This window comes from Streptomyces sp. NPDC001450, assembly GCF_053597295.1.
The window spans coordinates 54,092-72,367 of sequence record NZ_JBSFHY010000018.1; the positions used below are offsets into that span (position 1 = coordinate 54,092).

General features: G+C 72.2%; 17 protein-coding genes, 1 other RNA gene and 2 pseudogenes. 13 read left to right on the forward strand and 7 right to left on the reverse strand.

Annotated features, from left to right (window positions below; translation table 11 throughout):
* Positions 1 to 46: 46 nt before the first annotated feature.
* Positions 47 to 1,339 carry an NDMA-dependent methanol dehydrogenase gene (gene mdo, locus ACWC5O_RS21165; protein ID WP_450589031.1) on the reverse strand — a complete coding sequence of 431 codons (1,293 nt, stop codon included), beginning with the start codon at positions 1,337 to 1,339 and terminating at the stop codon, positions 47 to 49.
* A 400-nt stretch (positions 1,340 to 1,739) separates the two neighbouring features.
* Here mdo and mftA point away from each other — a divergent pair, with 400 nt between their 5' ends.
* The 13 genes and pseudogenes from mftA to ACWC5O_RS21230 all read left to right on the forward strand — a co-directional run.
* The gene (gene mftA / locus ACWC5O_RS21170) at positions 1,740 to 1,847 is read left to right on the forward strand and encodes a mycofactocin precursor MftA (RefSeq protein WP_351579461.1); all 108 of its coding nucleotides are present in this window, start codon (positions 1,740 to 1,742) and stop codon (positions 1,845 to 1,847) included.
* Positions 1,848 to 1,857: 10 nt separating this feature from the next.
* Positions 1,858 to 2,169: a mycofactocin biosynthesis chaperone MftB gene (gene mftB / locus ACWC5O_RS21175; RefSeq protein WP_450589029.1), complete on the forward strand. Its 312-nt coding sequence runs from the start codon at positions 1,858 to 1,860 to the stop codon at positions 2,167 to 2,169.
* Positions 2,169 to 3,470 carry a mycofactocin radical SAM maturase gene (mftC, locus tag ACWC5O_RS21180; RefSeq protein WP_450589028.1) on the forward strand — a complete coding sequence of 434 codons (1,302 nt, stop codon included), beginning with the start codon at positions 2,169 to 2,171 and terminating at the stop codon, positions 3,468 to 3,470. Before mftB ends, mftC begins: the two co-directional genes overlap by 1 nt.
* Positions 3,467 to 4,639 (forward strand): pre-mycofactocin synthase MftD, encoded by a 1,173-nt coding sequence (gene mftD / locus ACWC5O_RS21185; protein ID WP_450589026.1) that lies wholly within the window; start codon positions 3,467 to 3,469, stop codon positions 4,637 to 4,639. The genes mftC and mftD overlap by 4 nt, the downstream gene beginning before the upstream one ends.
* Before the next feature lies 1 nt (position 4,640).
* A complete protein-coding gene (gene mftE / locus ACWC5O_RS21190; protein ID WP_450589024.1) occupies positions 4,641 to 5,402 on the forward strand; it encodes a mycofactocin biosynthesis peptidyl-dipeptidase MftE in 762 nt (253 codons plus the stop codon).
* Positions 5,399 to 6,184, forward strand: coding sequence for a mycofactocin-coupled SDR family oxidoreductase (locus ACWC5O_RS21195; RefSeq protein ID WP_450589022.1), 786 nt, complete (start codon positions 5,399 to 5,401; stop codon positions 6,182 to 6,184). Before mftE ends, ACWC5O_RS21195 begins: the two co-directional genes overlap by 4 nt.
* Positions 6,181 to 7,674: a mycofactocin biosynthesis glycosyltransferase MftF gene (mftF, locus tag ACWC5O_RS21200; RefSeq protein WP_450589020.1), complete on the forward strand. Its 1,494-nt coding sequence runs from the start codon at positions 6,181 to 6,183 to the stop codon at positions 7,672 to 7,674. The genes ACWC5O_RS21195 and mftF overlap by 4 nt, the downstream gene beginning before the upstream one ends.
* Before the next feature lie 131 nt (positions 7,675 to 7,805).
* Complete coding sequence (gene acs / locus ACWC5O_RS21205; protein ID WP_450589018.1) at positions 7,806 to 9,782, forward strand: acetate--CoA ligase; 1,977 nt, start codon at positions 7,806 to 7,808, stop codon at positions 9,780 to 9,782.
* Positions 9,779 to 10,336 (forward strand): hypothetical protein, encoded by a 558-nt coding sequence (locus tag ACWC5O_RS21210; protein ID WP_450589017.1) that lies wholly within the window; start codon positions 9,779 to 9,781, stop codon positions 10,334 to 10,336. The genes acs and ACWC5O_RS21210 overlap by 4 nt, the downstream gene beginning before the upstream one ends.
* Positions 10,336 to 10,911, forward strand: coding sequence for an adenylate kinase (locus ACWC5O_RS21215; RefSeq protein ID WP_450589015.1), 576 nt, complete (start codon positions 10,336 to 10,338; stop codon positions 10,909 to 10,911). Before ACWC5O_RS21210 ends, ACWC5O_RS21215 begins: the two co-directional genes overlap by 1 nt.
* 351 nt (positions 10,912 to 11,262) lie before the next feature.
* Entirely contained in the window at positions 11,263 to 12,186 is a 924-nt protein-coding gene (locus tag ACWC5O_RS21220) for a hypothetical protein (protein WP_450589013.1), read from the forward strand.
* A complete protein-coding gene (locus ACWC5O_RS21225; protein WP_450589011.1) occupies positions 12,183 to 13,355 on the forward strand; it encodes an FIST signal transduction protein in 1,173 nt (390 codons plus the stop codon). Before ACWC5O_RS21220 ends, ACWC5O_RS21225 begins: the two co-directional genes overlap by 4 nt.
* Positions 13,356 to 13,638: 283 nt before the next feature.
* Positions 13,639 to 13,959 (forward strand): annotated as a pseudogene (locus tag ACWC5O_RS21230) (transposase); the annotation flags it as partial.
* A 426-nt stretch (positions 13,960 to 14,385) separates the two neighbouring features.
* Here the strand turns inward: ACWC5O_RS21230 and rnpB are convergent.
* The 6 genes and pseudogenes from rnpB to ACWC5O_RS21260 form a co-directional block, all read right to left on the reverse strand.
* An RNA gene (gene rnpB, locus ACWC5O_RS21235) (RNase P RNA component class A) lies at positions 14,386 to 14,792 on the reverse strand.
* 118 nt (positions 14,793 to 14,910) lie between these two features.
* Positions 14,911 to 15,696, reverse strand: a pseudogene (locus ACWC5O_RS21240) (DMT family transporter); the annotation flags it as partial.
* Between the two features lie 26 nt (positions 15,697 to 15,722).
* Entirely contained in the window at positions 15,723 to 16,541 is an 819-nt protein-coding gene (locus tag ACWC5O_RS21245) for an AraC family transcriptional regulator (protein ID WP_450589009.1), read from the reverse strand.
* 26 nt (positions 16,542 to 16,567) lie between these two features.
* Positions 16,568 to 17,077, reverse strand: a complete 510-nt coding sequence (locus ACWC5O_RS21250) for a TetR/AcrR family transcriptional regulator (RefSeq protein ID WP_450589132.1) — start codon at positions 17,075 to 17,077, stop codon at positions 16,568 to 16,570.
* A 4-nt stretch (positions 17,078 to 17,081) separates the two neighbouring features.
* Positions 17,082 to 17,492, reverse strand: a complete 411-nt coding sequence (locus ACWC5O_RS21255) for a DUF4260 family protein (RefSeq protein ID WP_450589007.1) — start codon at positions 17,490 to 17,492, stop codon at positions 17,082 to 17,084.
* Between the two features lie 122 nt (positions 17,493 to 17,614).
* Positions 17,615 to 18,235: a TetR/AcrR family transcriptional regulator gene (locus ACWC5O_RS21260; RefSeq protein WP_450589005.1), complete on the reverse strand. Its 621-nt coding sequence runs from the start codon at positions 18,233 to 18,235 to the stop codon at positions 17,615 to 17,617.
* Positions 18,236 to 18,276 lie beyond the last annotated feature (41 nt).

Sequence of the window (18,276 nt, forward strand, 5' to 3'; positions counted from 1 at the left end):
GGGGCGGCGTCCCAGTCCTTTCCCCCCGCTCCCGGGCTCAGGGTGCTCAGCCGAGCAGGTCGTCCAGATCGCCCGTCATGCAGTGCTCGACGACGGGCCGGACGGTGTCGAACGTGCACTCCTTGGCGTTGCCCGGCGTGCAGGCGTCCCCGAGGACGTGGTTCGTGATCCGGTCGACGTCGGCGGCGTCGCCCTTGATCACCTTCGCCTGTTCGTAGAACTTCGTCGGGCCCTGGCCGAGGCGGTTCTTGGAGTAGGTGTCCTGCTGGACGTCCGTGAACTTCTCGGGGATGCCGACGTCGCGCAGCAGCCGGATGCCGGCGGCGAGGGCGGCCTCGGCGGCCTTCACCTTTGTCATCCCGTGCGTGTCCACACCCATCGCCTCGGCGATGTCCGCGAACCGCTCGTAGTGGGAGGGCATGTTGAACGCCCAGACGCGGGGCAGCGCGACGGCGTTGTTGAGACCGTGGTGGGTGTCGTAGAACGCGCTGACCGCGTGCGAGATGGAGTGGATGATGCCCAGGCCGCCGGAGTTGAACGCCTGCGCCGCGATGTACTGGGCGTACATCATGCCCTCGCGCCCGGCCAGGTCCTGGCCGTTCCACACCGCCTGGCGCAGATGGCGGGCGGTGAGCCGGATCGCGTGCAGCGCGTTGCCCAGCGACGGCTGGAAGTTGAGCCGGGAGACGTACGGCTCGGAGGCGTGCGCGAGGACGTCGAAGCCGCACTGCGCCGTGTAGTCCAGCGGGCAGTCGTAGTACAGCGTCGGGTCGTCGATGGCGAGGGTGGCCACCGAGGCGTCGTCGAACGCGACGTACTTGTGGGGGTTGTCCGGGTCCGTGGTCGTGTCGGTGATGACATAGGCCCACGACGTCTCCGAACCGGTGCCGGCCGTGGTGGAGACGGCGATGTGCGGCGGGTTCTTGGGGTTCTCGGACTTGTTGAAGCCCTCGAAGTCGTTGACGTTGCGGCCGTCGTGGGCGACGGAGATGCGGGCACCCTTGCACGCGTCGTGCGACGAGCCGCCGCCGATCGACACGAACGAGTCGCACTTGTTCTCCTGGTACAGCGCCACGGCGTCCATGACGTTGTAGTCCTTGGGGTTCGACTCGACCTTGTCGTACACCACGACCTCCAGGCCGTGGTACTTCATCGACTCGACGATCTTGTGCACGGTGTCGCTGCCGCGCAGCCCCGTGGTCATCACGAGTGTCCGCCTGAACCCCAGCTTCTTGGCCTCCGGGCCGATCAGCTCATGGGCGCCGGGGCCCATCAGCGCCCGGGGGAAGGGGTGGAACTCCTTGATCGGAAACGGCTTGAGAAGTTCTTCGACCTGCATGATCGCGACTGTCCTCTCCGCGCGGTGGGCCGCGCGTACTGCGTCGACTGCTCCGTTGCCGGCGGCGCAGAGGTCCGTGGTGGAGCACGGATGGTCCGGTTGGAGCACGGACATGCCCTGTGCGTGGCGTGACTCACCTTCCGACGAAGGCGTGGCGGGGCGATACCGGCCGCCCGGACGGCAGCGGGGCGCGAACGGACGGGACGCACCCTGCCCGGTCGGAGGGGGTGAGCGGCGGACACCGGCATCGGCGGCGCACACCTGCCCGACCGGACAGGGTGACGGCGGCCGGAAGCAGGGCGAGACGGGGCGGCGGCCTCCGTAGCGTCGGATACCGGCCGGTCACCGCACGGCGGTACCGGATCTCCGTCGACTCCCCCACCCATTCAGGAGGTTGGCCATGAACGACAACCAGATCAGCGCCGAGCCGGACATCGCCGTCGACGAGGTGATCGAGGAGGTCCTCGTCGAAGAGGTGTCGATCGACGGCATGTGCGGCGTCTACTAGGCCCGCCGCCATGACCACCCTCCCGGCGGCCCCGGCCGGCGCGGCGTTCGACGCGGCGCGCCCCTACCGGCTGAACCCCTGCGTCGCGCTGCGTCCCGAGCCGTTCGGAGCGCTCGCCTACCACTTCGGCAACCGCCGGCTGTCGTTCCTCAAGGCACCGGAACTCGTCGAACTGGTCCGGGGGCTCGACCGGCACGCCAGCGCCGGGGACGCCCTCGCCGGCGTTTCCGACGACCGGCGGGACGCCTTCCTACGGGCGCTGGCCTCGCTGGCCGTCGCCGACATGATCGTTCCCCAGCGCAGTGGAACCGGAGCGCAGTGATGACCACCCTGCACGAGCCCCCGCACGCAGCCGAGCGGAGCGCGGCCGGAGCGAACAAGGGCACCCCCGTGTCCGAAGGGGTACGGGGGAAGGTGCCCGCCCTCGTCGAGCAGTTCAAGGGAGGCCTCGCCGCCCCGATCTGCCTGACCTGGGAGTGGACCTACGCCTGCAACCTGTCCTGTGCGCACTGCCTGTCCTCGTCCGGGCGGCGCGATCCCCTGGAGCTGTCCACGGACGAGATCACGTCCGTGATCGACGAGCTTCAGCGCATGCAGGTGTTCTACGTCAACGTCGGCGGCGGGGAGCCCACGGTCCGCCCCGACTTCTGGGAGCTCCTCGACTACGCGATCGCCCACCAGGTGGGTGTGAAGTTCTCCACCAACGGCGTCCGTCTGAGTCCCGAGCGGGCCCGGTGGCTGGCCGCCACCGACTACGTGGACGTACAGATCTCCCTCGACGGCGCCACCCGCGCGGTCAACGACGCCGTCCGCGGCCCCGGTTCGTACGACATGGCCGTGCGAGCCATGGAGAACCTCGCGGACGCGGGCTTCCGGGACTTCAAGATCTCCGTGGTGATGACCCGTCACAATGTCGCGCAGCTCGACGACTTCGCCGTGCTCGCCGACCGGTACGGAGCCCAGCTGCGGATCACCCGGCTGCGGCCCTCCGGCCGGGGCGCGGACGTCTGGGACGACCTTCACCCCACCGCCGAGCAGCAGCGCCGGCTCTACGACTGGCTCGTCGGCCACGGCGGGAAAGTGCTCACCGGGGACTCCTTCTTCCACCTCAACGCCCTCGGTTCCGAGCCGATCCCGGGGCTGAACCTGTGCGGCGCCGGCCGGGTCGTCTGCCTGATCGACCCGGTCGGGGACGTGTACGCCTGCCCGTTCGCCATTCACGACGCGTTCAAGGCGGGCAACGTCCGCTCACCGGGCGGCTTCGAACGGGTGTGGCGGGAGTCGGACCTCTTCGCCGACCTGCGCCGGCCGTCCTCCGGCGGGGCCTGCTCCGGCTGCTCCGCGTTCGACGCCTGCCAGGGCGGATGCATGGCCGCGAAGTTCTTCACGGGCCTGCCGCTGGACGGCCCCGACCCCGAGTGCGTCAAGGGCCACGGGGCCACCGCGCTCTCGGCCGTCGACCCGGCCGCGCTGCCGGGCCAGGGCAAGGACCACTCACGCCGCACGGTGGCGCTGGGCATGCCCGCCGTCCGCGCCCGCCGCTCCGACCGCTTCTGCGACGAGAGCCCGCTGGCCGGTGCCGACCTGGGGCGCACCGTACCCGATGAGAGAGGAACGTCATGAGCAAGTGGATCGAGACGGTCGCCGAGGCCCAGCGGCGAGCGAGGAAACGGCTGCCGAGATCCGTGTACAGCGCGCTGCTCGCGGGCTCCGAGAAGGGCGTCTCCTACGACGACAACACCGCCGCCTTCGCCGAGCTGGGCTTCGCGCCGCACGTGGCCGGGCTGTCGGCCAAGCGCGACCAGGCCACCACCGTCATGGGACAGGACATCTCCCTGCCGGTGCTCATCTCGCCGACGGGTGTGCAGGCGGTGCACCCGGACGGCGAGGTGGCCGTGGCCCGCGCCGCCGCCGCGCGGGGCACCGCGATGGGGCTCAGCTCGTTCGCCAGCAAGCCGCTCGGCGACGTCCTGGCGGCGAATCCGCAGACGTTCCTCCAGGTGTACTGGATGGGTTCCCGGGACGCGATGGCCCGGCGCCTCCAGGACGCCCGTGAGGCGGGCGCCAAGGGCATCATCGTCACCCTCGACTGGTCCTTCTCGTACGGCCGGGACTGGGGCAGCCCCGAGATTCCCGAGCGGCTGGACCTCAGGGCCATGACGCGGTTCGCCCCCGAGGCGCTGGCCCGCCCCGGCTGGCTCTGGGACTTCGTGAAGTCCCGCAGCCTTCCGGACCTCAAGGCACCCAACATCGCCGAGCCGGGGCAGGAGGCGCCCACGTTCTTCGGCGCCTACGGCGAGTGGATGACGACTCCTCCGCCCTCCTGGGACGACGTGCGCTGGCTGCGCGAGCAGTGGGACGGACCGTTCATGCTCAAGGGCATCTGCCGGGTGGACGACGCGCTCCGCGCGGTCGACGCGGGCGTCACCGCGATCTCGGTGTCCAACCACGGCGGCAACAACCTCGACGCGACCCCCGCCCCGATCCGCGTCCTGCCCGTCATCGCGGACGCGGTGGGTGACCAGGTCGAGGTGCTCCTCGACGGCGGAGTCCGCCGCGGCAGCGACGTGGTCAAGGCCCTCGCACTCGGCGCCAGGGCCGTGATGATCGGCCGCGCCTACCTGTGGGGCCTGGCGGCGGGCGGTCAGACCGGCGTGGAGAACGTGCTCGACATCCTGCGCCGCGGCATCGACTCCGCCCTGCTGGGGCTCGGGCGTTCGTCGGTCCACGAGCTCACGCCCGACGACGTGCTGGTCCCGCCGGGCTTCACCCGGGCACCGGGGGCGGTCTGACATGCCCGACGCCCAGAGTTCGCTCGCGGACCTGAGCTGGCCCGACGTGGCGGACCGCCGCCCCTTGGTGCTGCTGCCGCTCGGCTCCTGCGAACAGCACGGCCCGCACCTGCCACTGGACACCGACACGGCGGTGGCCTCCGCGGTCGCCGAACGTGCCGCCGCCCGGCTGCGCGGCGAGGCGGACGTGCTGGTCGCGCCCGCTCAGCCGTACGGGGCCAGCGGCGAGCACGAGGGGTTCCCCGGCACCGTGTCCATCGGCCACGACGCGCTGCGCCTGCTGGTCACGGAGACCGGCCGTTCGATGCTGCGCTGGGCGTCCCGCCTGCTGGTGGTCAACGGGCACGGCGGCAACCTCGCCAGCCTGGCCGAGGCGGTCACCGGTCTGCGCGGCGAGGGCCGCGACGTCGCCTGGTGGCCCTGCCTGCCGCCGGGCTCCGACGCCCACGCCGGGCGCGCCGAGACCTCGATGATGCTGCGGCTGCGGCACGCGGCCGTCCGCGCCGAGCGGGCCGTCGCCGGACCGACCGAACCCGTTCACGTGCTGATGGACCGGCTGGTCGCCGAATCGGTGCGCGGGGTGAGCCCGTCCGGTGTCCTCGGTGACCCCGCCGGGGCCTGCGCGGGCGACGGTGAGCGGCTCCTGGAGCGGATGGCGGACCGCCTCGCCGAGGACGTCCGGGGATGGCGGGTGGGCGCGCGGGCCCGCCTCGGCCGGCCCGAGAGGCAGCCGGTCACCACCTCCGGCGGGGACGGGCGATGACCGGCCGGCGGGTGGCCGTCGTCACCGGTGCCGCCCGGGGCATCGGGGCCGCCACGGTACGGCGACTGGCCCGGGACGGCTGGGCCGTGGTGGCGGTGGACCGCTGCGCGGACGACCCCGACGTGCCCTATCCGCTGGCCGAGCCCGGCCTGCTGGACCTCCTGGCACAGGAATTCCCCCTGATCCGTACGGTCCGCGCCGACGTACGCGACGCCGCCGCGCTGCACCGCGCGGTGGTTCTGGCCGAGACCGAGTTCGGCGGCCTCGACGCCGCCGTGGCCGCCGCCGCGGTGATGCTGGGCGGGGACCCGGTGTGGGAACAGACCGACGCCCAGTGGCGGACCCTGCTCGACGTGGACGTCATGGGCGTGGCCAACCTCGCGCGCGCCGCCGTGCCCGCCCTGCTGCGCAGGCCGCACCCGCGGCACGGCCGCTTCGTCGCCCTCGCCTCGGCCGCCGCGCACCGCGGCCTGTGGCGCCTGGGCGCCTACTGCGCGGCCAAGCACGCCGTCGTCGGCCTGGTCCGCGGCCTCGCCTGCGACCTGCGCGACACCGGCGTGCACGCCGTCGCCGTCTCGCCGGGCTCGACCCGCACGGACATGCTGCGGGCCACGGCGGACCTGTACCACCTGCCCGACGCCGCCCAGCTCGCCGCACAGCAGCTCACCGGGCGCCCGCTGGAACCCGAGGAGGTGGCCGCGGTGGTGGCCTGGGCCTGCTCCTCCGAGTCCTTCGCTCTCACCGGCTCCGTACTGCACGCGGACGGAGGGTTCACGGCATGACGGCACTCGCACACCGCACCCCGGCACCCCCGACGAGCACGCCGCTGCCCTCTCCGGCGGACACCGCCCTGCCGGCCGGCCTCACCGTCGAACTCGCCGCGGGCACGCACCGGTCCGAGGACGGGCGGCTGCTGCTCGGCGGATCGCCGCTTCGCCTGCTCCGGCTGACCGCCCCTGCGGCGCGCCTCCTGGACGGGGGCCGGCTCACGGTCACGGGCCCGGCGAGCGGCGCGCTCGCACGACGGCTGCTCGACGCCGGGATCGCCCATCCGCGCCCCGCACCGGTGCCGGTGAGCGACACAACCGTGGTCATCCCCGTCAAGGACCGCGCCGACCAGCTGGACCGGCTGCTCGCAGCCCTGCGCGCCGACCCGCCGACCTCCCACCTGCCGGTCCTGGTCGTGGACGACGGCTCCGCCGACCCCGCGGCCCTGGCCCGGGTGGCCAGCGCGCACGGCGCCGAACTGCTGACCCACCCACGCAACCTCGGCCCGGCGGCGGCCCGCAACACCGGCCTGCGGCACGTCGGTACCCCGTACGTGGCGTTCTGCGACTCCGACGTGGTGCCCGAACCCGGGTGGCTCGCCGCCCTGCTGGCGCAGTTCGCCGACCCCGCGGTGGCGCTCGCCGCTCCCCGCGTGGTCGCGCTGCCCGTCGCCGAAGCCGGGCTCCTGGACCGGTACGAGGAGAAGCGCTCGCCGCTGGACATGGGAGCCGGGGAAGGGCCGGTCGTGCCGGTGTCCGCGCTGTCCTACGTCCCCAGTGCGACCATCGTGGTCCGCCGCGACGCCGTCGGCGCCGGCTTCGACGACAGCATGCGCGTCGGGGAGGACGTCGACCTGTGCATGCGGCTGCACGAGGCGGGCTGGCGGCTGCGGTACGTGCCCACCGCGCGCGTGGGCCACCGGCACCGCACCGACCTGCGCGGCTGGCTCGCCCAGCGAGCCGCGTACGGTACCGGCGCCGCCGACCTGGCGCTGCGCCACCCCGGGCAGGTGCCGCCGCTGTACGCCGCCCCCTGGTCGCTGGCCGCCTGCGCCCTGCTGCTGCGCGGCAGGCCGGGGCCGGCGGCCGCGGCAGCGGCCCTGACCGCGGTGACCGCCGTCCGGGTGGCACGGCGTATGCCCGACGCCGACCACCCGTCCCGCGCGGGGGCACTGCTGTCGCTCGCCGCGCTGCGCGGCACCGCCGAGCAGCTGCTGCGCTGCGCCACCCGGCACCACTGGCCCCTCGCGACGGCCGCCGCCGTGGCGAGCCGGCGCGCGCGGTACGTGCTGATCGCCGCGGCCGTCGTCGAGGGGCTGGTGGACCACCGCCGCTCCGGCACCTCGCTCGGCCCCCTCCCGCACTTGGCGATCCGTCGCCTGGACGACCTCGCCTACGGCTGGGGCGTCTGGCAGGGCGCACTACGGCGCGGGACCACCGCACCGCTGCGGCCGCGCCTCGCCCTGCGCCTGGTGAGCCGTTGGACCGCCGGAGGGCGGCCGTAGCCGCGGCCCCCGACCCGCCGCCAACCTCCCGCCAACCCTCACCGGCCACCGTGTCCACCTGGCGACGGCCGACCGCGCCCTCGGACCGGCACCCGTGCCGTCAGCACCCGCACCCCACTGGAGGATCTGGTATGTCTCCGAGCTCTGCCCACCCCGCCCTTCCAGAGAACCCGCTCACCCCCCGGGGCGCCGCCGTGTCCGGACCGCCGGAGCGGGCCGCGGACGACCGCCTCGCCTTCTGGGCGCGGCAGGCCGGGCAGCTCCACTGGGACACCGGCTGGGAGCAGGTGCTGGACTGGACGGACGCGCCCTTCGCCCGCTGGTTCACCGGCGGGAAGCTGAACGTGGCGTACAACTGCGTCGACCGGCACGTCGAGGCAGGGCACGGCGACCAGGTCGCCTTCCACTGGGAGGGCGAGCCGGGTGACACCCGCACGATCACCTACGCGCAGCTGAGGCGCGAGGTCTGCCGCACGGCGAACGCCCTGCTCTCCCTCGGTCTGACGCCGGGCGACCGGGTCGCCATCCAGCTGCCGATGATCCCCGAGGCGGTCTTCGCCATGCTGGCCTGCGCCCGTCTCGGCCTGCCGCACAGCGTCGTGTTCGGCGGGTTCTCCCCGGCCGCCCTGCAGTCGCGCATCGACGACGCCCGGGCCAAGCTGCTGATCACCGCGGACGGCCAGTACCGCCGGGGCAGCGCCGAGCCCATGAAGGCGAACACCGACGAGGCGACCAGGAACACCCGGAGCATCGAGCACGTCCTGGTGGTCCGGCGCACCGGCACCGGCGTGCCGTGGACCGAGGGCCGCGACCTGTGGTGGCACGACCTGGTCGACGCCCAGTCCGACGAGCACACCCCGGAACCCTTCGACGCCGAGCACCCGCTGTTCATCCTCTACACCTCCGGGACGACGGGCAGCCCGAAGGGCATCCTGCACACCTCCGGCGGCTACCTGACCCAGGCCGCCTACACCCACCGCGCCGTCTTCGACCTCGACCCCGAGACCGACGTCTACTGGTGCACCGCCGACATCGGCTGGATCACCGGGCACTCCTACATCGTGTACGGGCCGCTCGCCAACCGGGCGACCTCGGTCATGTACGAGGGCACGCCCAACACCCCGCACGAGGGGCGGCACTTCGAGATCATCGAGAAGTACGGCGTCACGGTCTACTACACCGCCCCCACCCTCATCCGCACCTTCATGAAGTGGGGCGAGCAGATCCCCGCCCGCTACGACCTCTCCTCGATCCGCGTGCTCGGCAGCGTCGGCGAACCCATCAACCCCGAGGCGTGGCGCTGGTACCGCACGCACATCGGGGCCGGCAGGGCGCCGATCGTGGACACCTGGTGGCAGACCGAGACCGGCGCCGTCATGATCTCACCGCTGCCCGGGGGCACCTCCCAGCCCTCCAGGGCTGGGGGCGGGACCGGCGCGAAGCCCGGCTCGGCCCAGGCGCCGCTGCCGGGCCTGTCCGCCAAGGTGGTCGACGACCAGGGCCGTCAGGTCGGCAACGGCGAGAGCGGCTATCTGGTCCTCGACCAGCCCTGGCCGTCCATGCTGCGCGGGATCTGGGGCGACGAGGAGCGGTACCGGGCGACGTACTGGTCCCGTTTCGCCGACCAGGGCTACTACTTCGCCGGGGACGGCGCGCGCTACGACGAGGACGGCGACATCTGGCTGCTGGGCCGCGTGGACGACGTCATGAACGTCTCCGGGCACCGGATCTCCACCGCGGAGGTCGAGTCGGCGCTCGTCTCGCACCCCGCGGTGGCCGAGGCCGCGGTGGTGGGCGCGTCGGACGCGACGACCGGGCAGGCCATCGTCGCCTTCGTCATCCTGCGCGCGGGCGCCGACCCGGACCTCACGGCGGCGCTGCGCGAGCATGTCGCGCAGGAGATCGGCCCGATCGCCAAGCCCCGCCGGATCACGGTGGTCCCCGAACTGCCCAAGACCCGGTCCGGGAAGATCATGCGCAGGCTGCTGCGCGACGTCGCCGAGCACCGGGAGGTCGGAGACGTCACGACGCTCGCCGACGCCTCCGTGATGGACCTGATCAACGCCGGTCTCAGCGGCGGGCAGCAGGACAAGGCGGGCCCGGCATGAGCGGCGGCGGCCTGTCGCCCGGCCGGGTCGTGCGCCTCGCCGGAGCGAGCGGCCCCGACGACCCCGACCGGGTCGTCGACACGGTCGTCGACCGTTTCGGGCGCCTCGATCACCTCGCCCTGTGCGAGGTTCGGCCCAGGGACCCGGGGATGCCGCCGGCCTGCGTGCGGCGAGCCGGCCGGCGCCGGATGGCCGCGCACGGCGGACCGGTCGTCGACGTGGTCACGGATGCGGTCCGGGAGCGGTCGCAGGACACCGCCCTGGCAGGACTGCCCGGGCTCGCCGGGTGGCCGGCGGCCGAACCGACGCCCCGCACCGGCGTCCACACCGTCGTCACCGGTCCGTCGGTCGGCGCGGACGCGTACCGCAGGGCGAACGCCGAGGCGCTGTGCGGCCTCCCCGGCCCGCCGCGCGCACCGGGCACCCGGGCCGGTACCGGTCCCGGCCGAGGGACCTCTCCGCCCGTCACGGGCCGCCTGTCCGGAGCACGCCGACAACGGCGAAGACCAGGAACGAAGACCAGGAACGACCACTGGAAGGCACGCACGCGCTGATGCGAATCGTCCTCATCGGCCCTCCCGGAGCGGGCAAGGGCACCCAAGCAGCCATACTCAGCGAGAGACTCGGCATACCGCACATCTCCACCGGGGACCTGTTCCGCGAGCACGTAACCCGCCGGACGCCACTCGGGCAGGATGCCAAGCGGTATCTCGACACCGGCGAACTCGTACCCGATCACGTCACCGGCGGCATGGTCCGCCAGCGGCTGGAACAGTCCGACACCCGGCGCGGCTTCCTTCTCGACGGTTTCCCGCGCACCCTGGCACAGGCGCGGGAACTCGCCGCGACACTGGATTCCACCGGAGCCCGACTGGACGCCGTGGTGGAGTTCACCGCTCCCGAGGACGTCGTGGTGAAGCGGCTGCTGAACCGCGGCCGGCCGGATGACACCGAGGATGTCGTCCGCCATCGGCAGCGGGTCTACGAACGCCAGACCGCCCCTCTGCTCGACCACTACGCGGACATCCTGCTGACCGTTCAGGCCGTCGGACCGATCGACGAGATCGCCGGGCGGGCGCTCAGCGGACTGTCGGGAGAGCCGGCCCGGCACCCTCGCCGCGCACCGTGATCACCTCGTCCTTCACGGGAGGCAACCGGCCTCGCGGGACGCGGGGCCGGACAGTGGGGGACGTTCCCGGTGCGGGCGCTCGGGCGCGCCAGCATCGGACGTCCATCGTGTCGCGACGAGACGCGGGAGGGCACGCCGCCGGGTCGTGGTCACCGTCCTCATCGTCTCCGGCGGGTTTCTCGCGGTCACATGCTCCGTTCGAGGGGGTCCAGGCCTCCGCCGAGGTAATCCGTGAGGATGCCGGCCGGCGGTCTCCGCTCCGGCCGGACACCGGACAGGCAATCGATGTGCACGCGCCGCGTCCGCTCGACCCGGACGACGTGCGCTCACCATGCTCCGAGGAGAGTCGCCATGGTGTTCGGTCAAGCGGGTACCGGCACGGGGCGTCTGGCGTACACGGGCGCCAGACCTCCGGCCGAGAGCCTCCGAAGCGTCCAGTTCTCCTGTCAGTTGCTCTCCCGCAACCAGGGCCGGTTCATGGACAGCTTCTACGAGAGCATGGTCGTTCTCGTGCCCCAGGTGCGGGAGTTGCCGCCGCGGGCGGGACGGCCGCTGTGCAACAGGCTGGCCCAGTCGGTGCTGTGGGCCGCACTGACCCAGGACGCACCGGAGGCCGTCGAGGCGACCCTGCGCCAGGTCGGCGGGGGGATCCAGCAGCAGGGATTCTTCGACGGCTGGCACTGGTCGTTCGGCGCGGCCCTCCTCGACACGGTGCGCCAGATACACAGGAGCGAGTGGGGCTCCCGGCTCAGTTCCGACTGGATAGCGTTCTACACATGGCTCAGCGGGAACCTCCGGCTGGGCGCGGATGCCGTCCGGCTGGGAACGGATCACGCCCAGCCGCGGCCGGATCACGGCCAGCGGCAGCCGCGTCGCGGTACACCGCGGGACGACGGCTCCGCTCCGGCCCACGTCGGCACCGCGAGCGACCGGCCGCGGGAGCAGACACTCAATGGGATCCTCGCCGTACTGCGCTCCCGACACTTCCCCTACGACGACCGTGGGCTCGCGGCGATCTGCACCCGGGTCGCCCTGCGCACCGGCGTCGACCTGCGCTCCCCCCGCCCGGACCAGCAGGCCGACGCGGCGGTGGTCTCCAGAGTCCTGAGCATCCTGCTGGTGCTGGGCTTCTCGTTGTCGCCCTCGCCGCACGACCTGCTCATCCACCCACCGGACCCGGAGGACAGCGGCTCGCGGCAGGCCGGCGGCGAGCCCGTCGCCACGGCGGGCCTTCGGCAGCGTTTTCGGCGACTTCTGAACAAGGCGGACAGATGACGTTCTCCACCCCCGCCGTACCCGGCGCCGGCGTCGTACGCGCCCATGTCACCGGACCGGCTCCGCAGGCGGTCGACCGGCTGCTGGCACAGCTCGGCCGCGATCTGTCGGGACGCCGGGCGGTCGCGGTGATGTACTTCGCCTCCAGCGTGTACGACCCCGCCGATGTCGCACCCGTCATCAGCTCGCACTTTCCCGAGGCGGTGGTCATCGGCTGTTCCACCGCCGGGGAGTTCACCGACCTGCACAACGGGACCGGCGGCATCTCGGCCGTGGTGCTTCCGGACGGTCTGATCACCCAAGCGGTGGCGGTGCTCGGCGAGTTGGACGGCGACGCGGGCGACGGCACCGCGGTCGCCGTCCGGTCGCTCGAGGAAGCCCTCCAGGTTCAGCTCCGCCACCTCGACCCGGCCCACCACCTGGGTTTCGTGCTGATCGACGGCCTGCACGGATCCGAGGAGCAGGTCAACGAGATGCTGGGGAACGCGGCACCGCTGCTGGACTTCGTCGGCGGTTCCGCCGGGGACGACTTCGCCTTCCAGGGCACCTGGACCGCCGTGGGCCGCGAGGTGAGCTACCACGGGGCGGCGCTCATGGTGTGCCGGACCGCTGTCCCGTTCCGGGTGGTCAAGTCATGTTCCTTCGCCCCGACCGGCAGGCTACTGCGGATCACACGCGCGCACAGCGAGTCCCGGACCGTCCTCGAGATCGACGGGCGGCCGGCCGCGGAGGCGTACGCGGATGCCCTGGGCCTGAGCGTCGACGCGCTCGACGCCGCCTGGACGGAGTATCCGGTCGGCCTGATGATCGACAGCCAGCCGTGGATCCGCAGCCCCCAGGCGGTCACGCCGGACGGTGGCCTCCGGTTCTTCGCCGAGATCATGCCGGGGATGGAGGTCGAGGTCATGCGGGCCGGTGACCTCATCGCGGAGACCGCCGCCGCCCTGCGCCGAGCCCGTGCCGAACTCGGAGGGCGGTCCGGCGGCGCGGTTCTCTTCAACTGCTGCCTGCGCCGACTGGAAATGGACGCCAAGAACCTCTCCGCGGCCTTCGTCACGGCCTTGGGCGGCGTCCCATCGGCAGGGTTCCACACCTACGGCGAGAGTTGGCTCGGTCACGTCAACCAGACCCTCACCGGTGTCGTGTTCGGAAGCCCGGCCGCGCTCTGAACCCGCGTGCCCCGAAGGACCTTCGGGCTGGTCGATGCGGCTGGGCGGTGGTCGCCGGCGTGCAATGGGGTACGGGCCTCATGACGCGGACGACCGCGAGGGTCCCGCCGGTCGTGCGAGGTGAGCAGGGCGCGGATCCGGTCGTCCGTCGCGCCGGACGACGGTGAGCGGCTCGGAACGCCTCCAGCAAGGCGCGATCGCGGGCCGTGGCTGGACGCACGCACCCGGCAAGGATCTGCCGAACCCGGGCGTCGCGCCGTTCCTCGTCAACGAGTCGGCCGGCCCGCCGGTCCGCGGCCGCATCGGCCGTCCCCGCCGTAAGCCCGACTCGCTGTTCGCCGACCGGGGCTACGACCACGACATCCACCGCGACCAGGTCCGCGCTCGCGGCATCGTGCCGGCCATCGCCAGACGCGGAACCCGGCACGGCACTGGCCTGGGCACTTACCGGTGGGTGGTCGAACGGGCCTTTGCCTGGCTGCACGGCTTCCGACGCCTCCGGATCCGCTGGGAACGGCGGCCCGACATTCACGAGGCGTTCCTCAAACTCGCCTGCTGCCTCATCACCCACCGGCAACTTCGCTCATTGTGTCAGCCGTTGTAGGACCGCATTGCGAGCGCTCGAGGCACTTGAGGGAGGGAGACCGTTTCAGAGCGATGCGATGGCCATCGCCACCAACCAAGGCGTGCCCTTGGGTGCCGACCCGGCTTCGCACGTTCTGCCGCCCACATTCCCGGCCGCCACGGCCGGGGCGGAGGGGATCAACGCGCGATCGCGCTCTCGTGGCCGGCTGCCACGACATCAGGCCCCACCTCACGGGACGGTCGCAGAGCCGCCTGCTGAGGCCGACGGAACTATGATCTGCCCATGGCCATGGCGTCCACCTCGCCTACGCGCCAGGGACTTTTCAGGGACTTTCAGCGCTGTCCGAGGGGCTTTCCGCCGCCTAACGCGGCAAGCCCCGAAAGACTGGAAAGGGCCTCCGACGCAGGTCAGAAGCCCTTTCCCAGGCAAAGCCGCAGGTGGCGGCAGACGAGTCGGGCTGTACGCCGGGTTCTGTTCCGAAGGGTCCTCGCGGGCCCCTCGGCGACGGCCATCCATCTAGGACCGACGTTGCCGTCGGCCTCGTGCGGTCTACCCGCGGGCTCGGGCGGGCAGCCCTCGAACGTCCGCGCAGAGTCGCCTTTTACAGCGGCTCCTTTTGACCTTGCTCCGGGTGGGGTTTACCTAGCTGCCCAGGTCACCCTGGGCACTGGTGGTCTCTTACACCACCGTTTCACCCTTACCGTGAGCCGGAGCTCACGGCGGTTTGCTTTCTGTGGCACTGTCCCGTGGGTCACCCCAGGTGGCCGTTAGCCACCACCCTGCCCTGTGGAGCCCGGACGTTCCTCGGGAAGCCCCCTAGGGGGACTCCACGCGGCCGTCCGCCCGGCTCGTCTGCCGTGTCGACCATGGTACCGGGCGTGTGGGGCGGCGGGGGCCGGCGGTCGCAGTGGCCAGTACCGAGCCCGCCAGGATCAGGGCGAAGGCGGCCAGGATGCCCGCCGTCAGCGGTTCGTTCAGGAAGAGGGCGCCTGCCGCTACCGCCACCGCCGGGTTGACGTACGTGATCACCGTCGAGCGCGTCGGGCCGACCTCCTTGATCAGTTCCAGGAACGCCACGAAGGCCAGCGCCGTGCAGATGACGCCCAGGCCGGCGAGGGCCGCCAGCACCGAGGAGGACGGCATCTCGGTCGGCCAGGTCGCCGCCGCCGCGGGGGCATAGACCAGCGCCGCCAGTGCCAGGCAGGGGGCCGTCAGGTGGAGCGACGGGACGTCCTTCAGGTGGCGTGCCGCGATCAAGGGGGCCGTCGCATAGCCCACGACGGTCAGGAAGACCTCGGCCATGGAGCGGGTGTCGCCTCCGGTGAGGTGTGGGACGGTCAGGACGCCGACCCCCGCAAGGCCCAGCGCCAGGCCGGTCGCCCTCCTGGTGCCCAGCCTCTCCGAGTCACCAAGGGCGAAGAAGCGGGCCAGCAACACTCCGACTATCGGTACGCCCGCTATCAGCAGGCCCGCCGTGGAGCTGGACAGGTGCCGTTCGGCATCGGTGAGGGTGAACCACGGGCCGATGATCTCGATGCACGCGAAGGCCAGCATGGGACGCCAGTGGGTTCGGATGGTCCGGGTGAGGCCTCCGCCCCTGATCGCGAAGGGAAGCAGGAGGGCCGCCCCCAGGGCACAGCGCGTGAACACCACCATGGCAGGGGACAGGTCGTCCACCGCCACCTTGATCATCAGATAGGGGATGCCCCAGACCACTCCCATCAGGGAGAACAGGAACCAACCGCGTGCAGTCATGGGGTCGAGTTTCGGTCGCCCCCTCGTCAGGTGTCTTGAACGCTGTTGCGGTACGCCGCCGGGGTCACCCCCAGCACCCGGCGGAACCAGCGGGTCAGGTGCGCCTGGTCGGCGAAGCCCACCAGGCCCGCCACTTCGGCCGGGCGCAGTCCGGCCTCCAGCAGGGTGCGCGCCCGCGTCACCCGGTACTGGGCCAGCCACGCGTACGGCGGCACCCCCATCGTCGTACGGAAGGCCCGTAGGAGCTGATAGCGGGAGAGGCCGAGGTCGGCCGCGAGGAGGGACAGGGACGGTGGAGCCGTCAGTTCGTCTGCCAGGCGGTCGCGGACCGTCAGGGCCAGGGTGGCCGCGCCTGGGATGTGGTGCGAGACCGGTCTTGCCGTGGAGTGGCGGTGGGACAGGGCAGTCAGGAGCCAGGGGAGGCGCGATTCGACTTCCAAGGGGTCGGGGCACGTGCTGAGTTCCGTGTGGGTCACGCGCAGGGCCGTGGCCAGTTCGGGGTCCTCGAGGAGTGGTTCGCGGAAGTGCGGGAGGGTGCCCAGTGTGCCGTCCGCCAGTAGGGACGGCTCTGCGTACAGGGCTCGGTAGGCGTAGCCGTCGGTAGGGGTGCCGGGGCCGCCCGTGTGCATCTCGCCGGGTTCGAGGACGACGATCGTGCCGGGGCCGGTGCGGATGTGGCCGCCGCGGTAGTCGATCACCTCGGAGCCGCCCACGCAGACGCCGATCGTGTACTCGTCGTGGGCGTGTGGGGCGTAGGTGTGCCGGTGGAAGTTTGCGGTCAGGAGGTCGAGCGGGGGGCCGCAACGGCCCAGTCGCGCTCTCGTCCACAGCGCCTGTTCCGCCATCGCACACTCCCCTGCCGTACTCCCTGCTAAGGGTGCAACGCCTTCAGGCCCCGCTTCCATGCCGCGTCCAGGTCGGCGTCGGCCGGAAACCGGCCGTGGATCTCCAGGATCACCATGCCGTGGGCGAAGGCCCAGACGGCGCGGGCCAGGTCCAGGTCGCCGGCGCAGGCCCGCAGCAGCGGCAGGGCGGCCCGGTCTTCGAGGCCTTCGGGGAGTTCGGTGCGCGGGAGGGGCTGTTCCGTGGCCAGGCAGTACAGGTGCGGGTGGGCGAGGGCGTAGGCGCGGTAGGCCTCGGCCAGCGCTTCCAGGGAGCCGGGAGCCTGAGCCTCCGTGGCCTCCAGGGCCTCGGCCGATTCCGTCAGCAGCTGTGCCGTCAGCTCGACCTCCACGGCGTGCTTGTCGGGGAAGTGCTTGTAGAGGGACGGGGCCTTGATGCCGAGGCGGTCGGCCAGGCTGCGCATGGTGAGGGCGGCGGCCCCTGACTCCTCCAGGAGGGCTCGCGCCGCCGTCGCGATCTCTCGTGCCCTCGGCGTCAGACGCTCAGCCACGCTGGAAGCCCTCCTTCGTCCGCAGTCCGTATCCGAAGGCGCGATCGTACGAGACGTGGGCCAGCCAGCCGCACAGCGCCGCGAAGGCGGGGGCCCAGGTGAAGGGGCCGAAGGCGTAGGCCACCATCAGCGCCAGCGGGACCGGGGCTCGGTGCATCGCGTTGTAGTACGGCACCGCGCGCGGCGCCAGTTGGCCCTTCGCCATGCGTGGCGCCTCGTCCAGGGCGACCAGGAAGGTGAGGTCCGGCAGGACGAGGAAGACGAGCGCGAGGGTGCCGGCGATCCAGCCGTGGTTCACGGCTTCCAGCACCGCGAACGCGGACCAGAACAGGGCTCCCGCGAGCCAGGCCGTGCGGCGCAGGACGGTGAGGGGCGAGGTGGCGCTCGTAGTCGTGGCGGACATGGCTGCCTCCGGGGTCGTACGGCGTCGGGGCCGTCCTGGCTAACACCGTTAGCCAGGACGGTACGCACGACGGTACGGCTAACGGTGTTAGCCGTCAAGAGAGTGGCCGCCGGAGGAGGCGGCTATGAGGTCGTCCGCTCCAGCGCGGCGAACGCGGCCTCCAGTCGGGCGCGATGATCCTCCGCGACCTCCTCCACCGGATCCCCGGCCATCAGCCGGCGCGCCGAGGTGACGTACACCGTGCGGTACGCGGCGACCGTCAGGGCGGCCAGCAGGTACGGGTCGGCCACTTCCGCTTCGGCCAGGGCCGCGGCCAGCGCGGACTCGACCTCCTCGACCCCTTCGCGGGCGCGGGCACGCAAGGCCGACGAGTCGATGACGATCCGCCAGAAGTGCACGAACCTCTCCGCCATGCCGCTCAACGGATGTCGCTCGTCGAGGAGTTGGAGCGCGAGGCGGTGCAGGGCGGCCAGCGGGGGCTCGCCGGGGGCGCGGTCGCGTACGGCCGCGGCGAACAGTTCGGCGGCCTCGGGGATGCGGTCGAGGAACAGGTCCTCCTTGCGCGGGAAGTAGTTGAAGACGGTCATGGTGGAGACGCCCGCCTCGCGAGCCACCTCGGCGACCGTCACCGCATCGAAGCCGCGCCGCGCGAAGAGCAGCGTGGCGATGTCCGAGATCCGCTGCCGCGTCTCCCGCTTCTTGCGCTCCCTCAGAGAAGGTTCTGGACCCCGGCCCTTGTTCATGGAGAAAACTATAGCCGCTCGAAATTTTTAGTGACTACAGT

What these genes read in the sequence shown, in the direction of transcription:
- mftF (WP_450589020.1), top strand. Translation starts at nt 6,181, where the DNA reads ATGACGGCACTCGCACACCGCACCCCGGCACCCCCGACGAGCACGCCG.
- mftE (WP_450589024.1), top strand. Translation starts at nt 4,641, where the DNA reads ATGCCCGACGCCCAGAGTTCGCTCGCGGACCTGAGCTGGCCCGACGTG.
- ACWC5O_RS21255 (WP_450589007.1), bottom strand. Translation starts at nt 17,492, where the DNA reads ATGTCCGCCACGACTACGAGCGCCACCTCGCCCCTCACCGTCCTGCGC.
- mftA (WP_351579461.1), top strand. Translation starts at nt 1,740, where the DNA reads ATGAACGACAACCAGATCAGCGCCGAGCCGGACATCGCCGTCGACGAG.
- ACWC5O_RS21225 (WP_450589011.1), top strand. Translation starts at nt 12,183, where the DNA reads ATGACGTTCTCCACCCCCGCCGTACCCGGCGCCGGCGTCGTACGCGCC.
- ACWC5O_RS21220 (WP_450589013.1), top strand. Translation starts at nt 11,263, where the DNA reads ATGGTGTTCGGTCAAGCGGGTACCGGCACGGGGCGTCTGGCGTACACG.
- mftD (WP_450589026.1), top strand. Translation starts at nt 3,467, where the DNA reads ATGAGCAAGTGGATCGAGACGGTCGCCGAGGCCCAGCGGCGAGCGAGG.
- ACWC5O_RS21260 (WP_450589005.1), bottom strand. Translation starts at nt 18,235, where the DNA reads ATGAACAAGGGCCGGGGTCCAGAACCTTCTCTGAGGGAGCGCAAGAAG.
- mdo (WP_450589031.1), bottom strand. Translation starts at nt 1,339, where the DNA reads ATGCAGGTCGAAGAACTTCTCAAGCCGTTTCCGATCAAGGAGTTCCAC.
- ACWC5O_RS21210 (WP_450589017.1), top strand. Translation starts at nt 9,779, where the DNA reads ATGAGCGGCGGCGGCCTGTCGCCCGGCCGGGTCGTGCGCCTCGCCGGA.
- ACWC5O_RS21195 (WP_450589022.1), top strand. Translation starts at nt 5,399, where the DNA reads ATGACCGGCCGGCGGGTGGCCGTCGTCACCGGTGCCGCCCGGGGCATC.
- ACWC5O_RS21245 (WP_450589009.1), bottom strand. Translation starts at nt 16,541, where the DNA reads ATGGCGGAACAGGCGCTGTGGACGAGAGCGCGACTGGGCCGTTGCGGC.
- mftB (WP_450589029.1), top strand. Translation starts at nt 1,858, where the DNA reads ATGACCACCCTCCCGGCGGCCCCGGCCGGCGCGGCGTTCGACGCGGCG.
- mftC (WP_450589028.1), top strand. Translation starts at nt 2,169, where the DNA reads ATGACCACCCTGCACGAGCCCCCGCACGCAGCCGAGCGGAGCGCGGCC.
- ACWC5O_RS21215 (WP_450589015.1), top strand. Translation starts at nt 10,336, where the DNA reads ATGCGAATCGTCCTCATCGGCCCTCCCGGAGCGGGCAAGGGCACCCAA.
- acs (WP_450589018.1), top strand. Translation starts at nt 7,806, where the DNA reads ATGTCTCCGAGCTCTGCCCACCCCGCCCTTCCAGAGAACCCGCTCACC.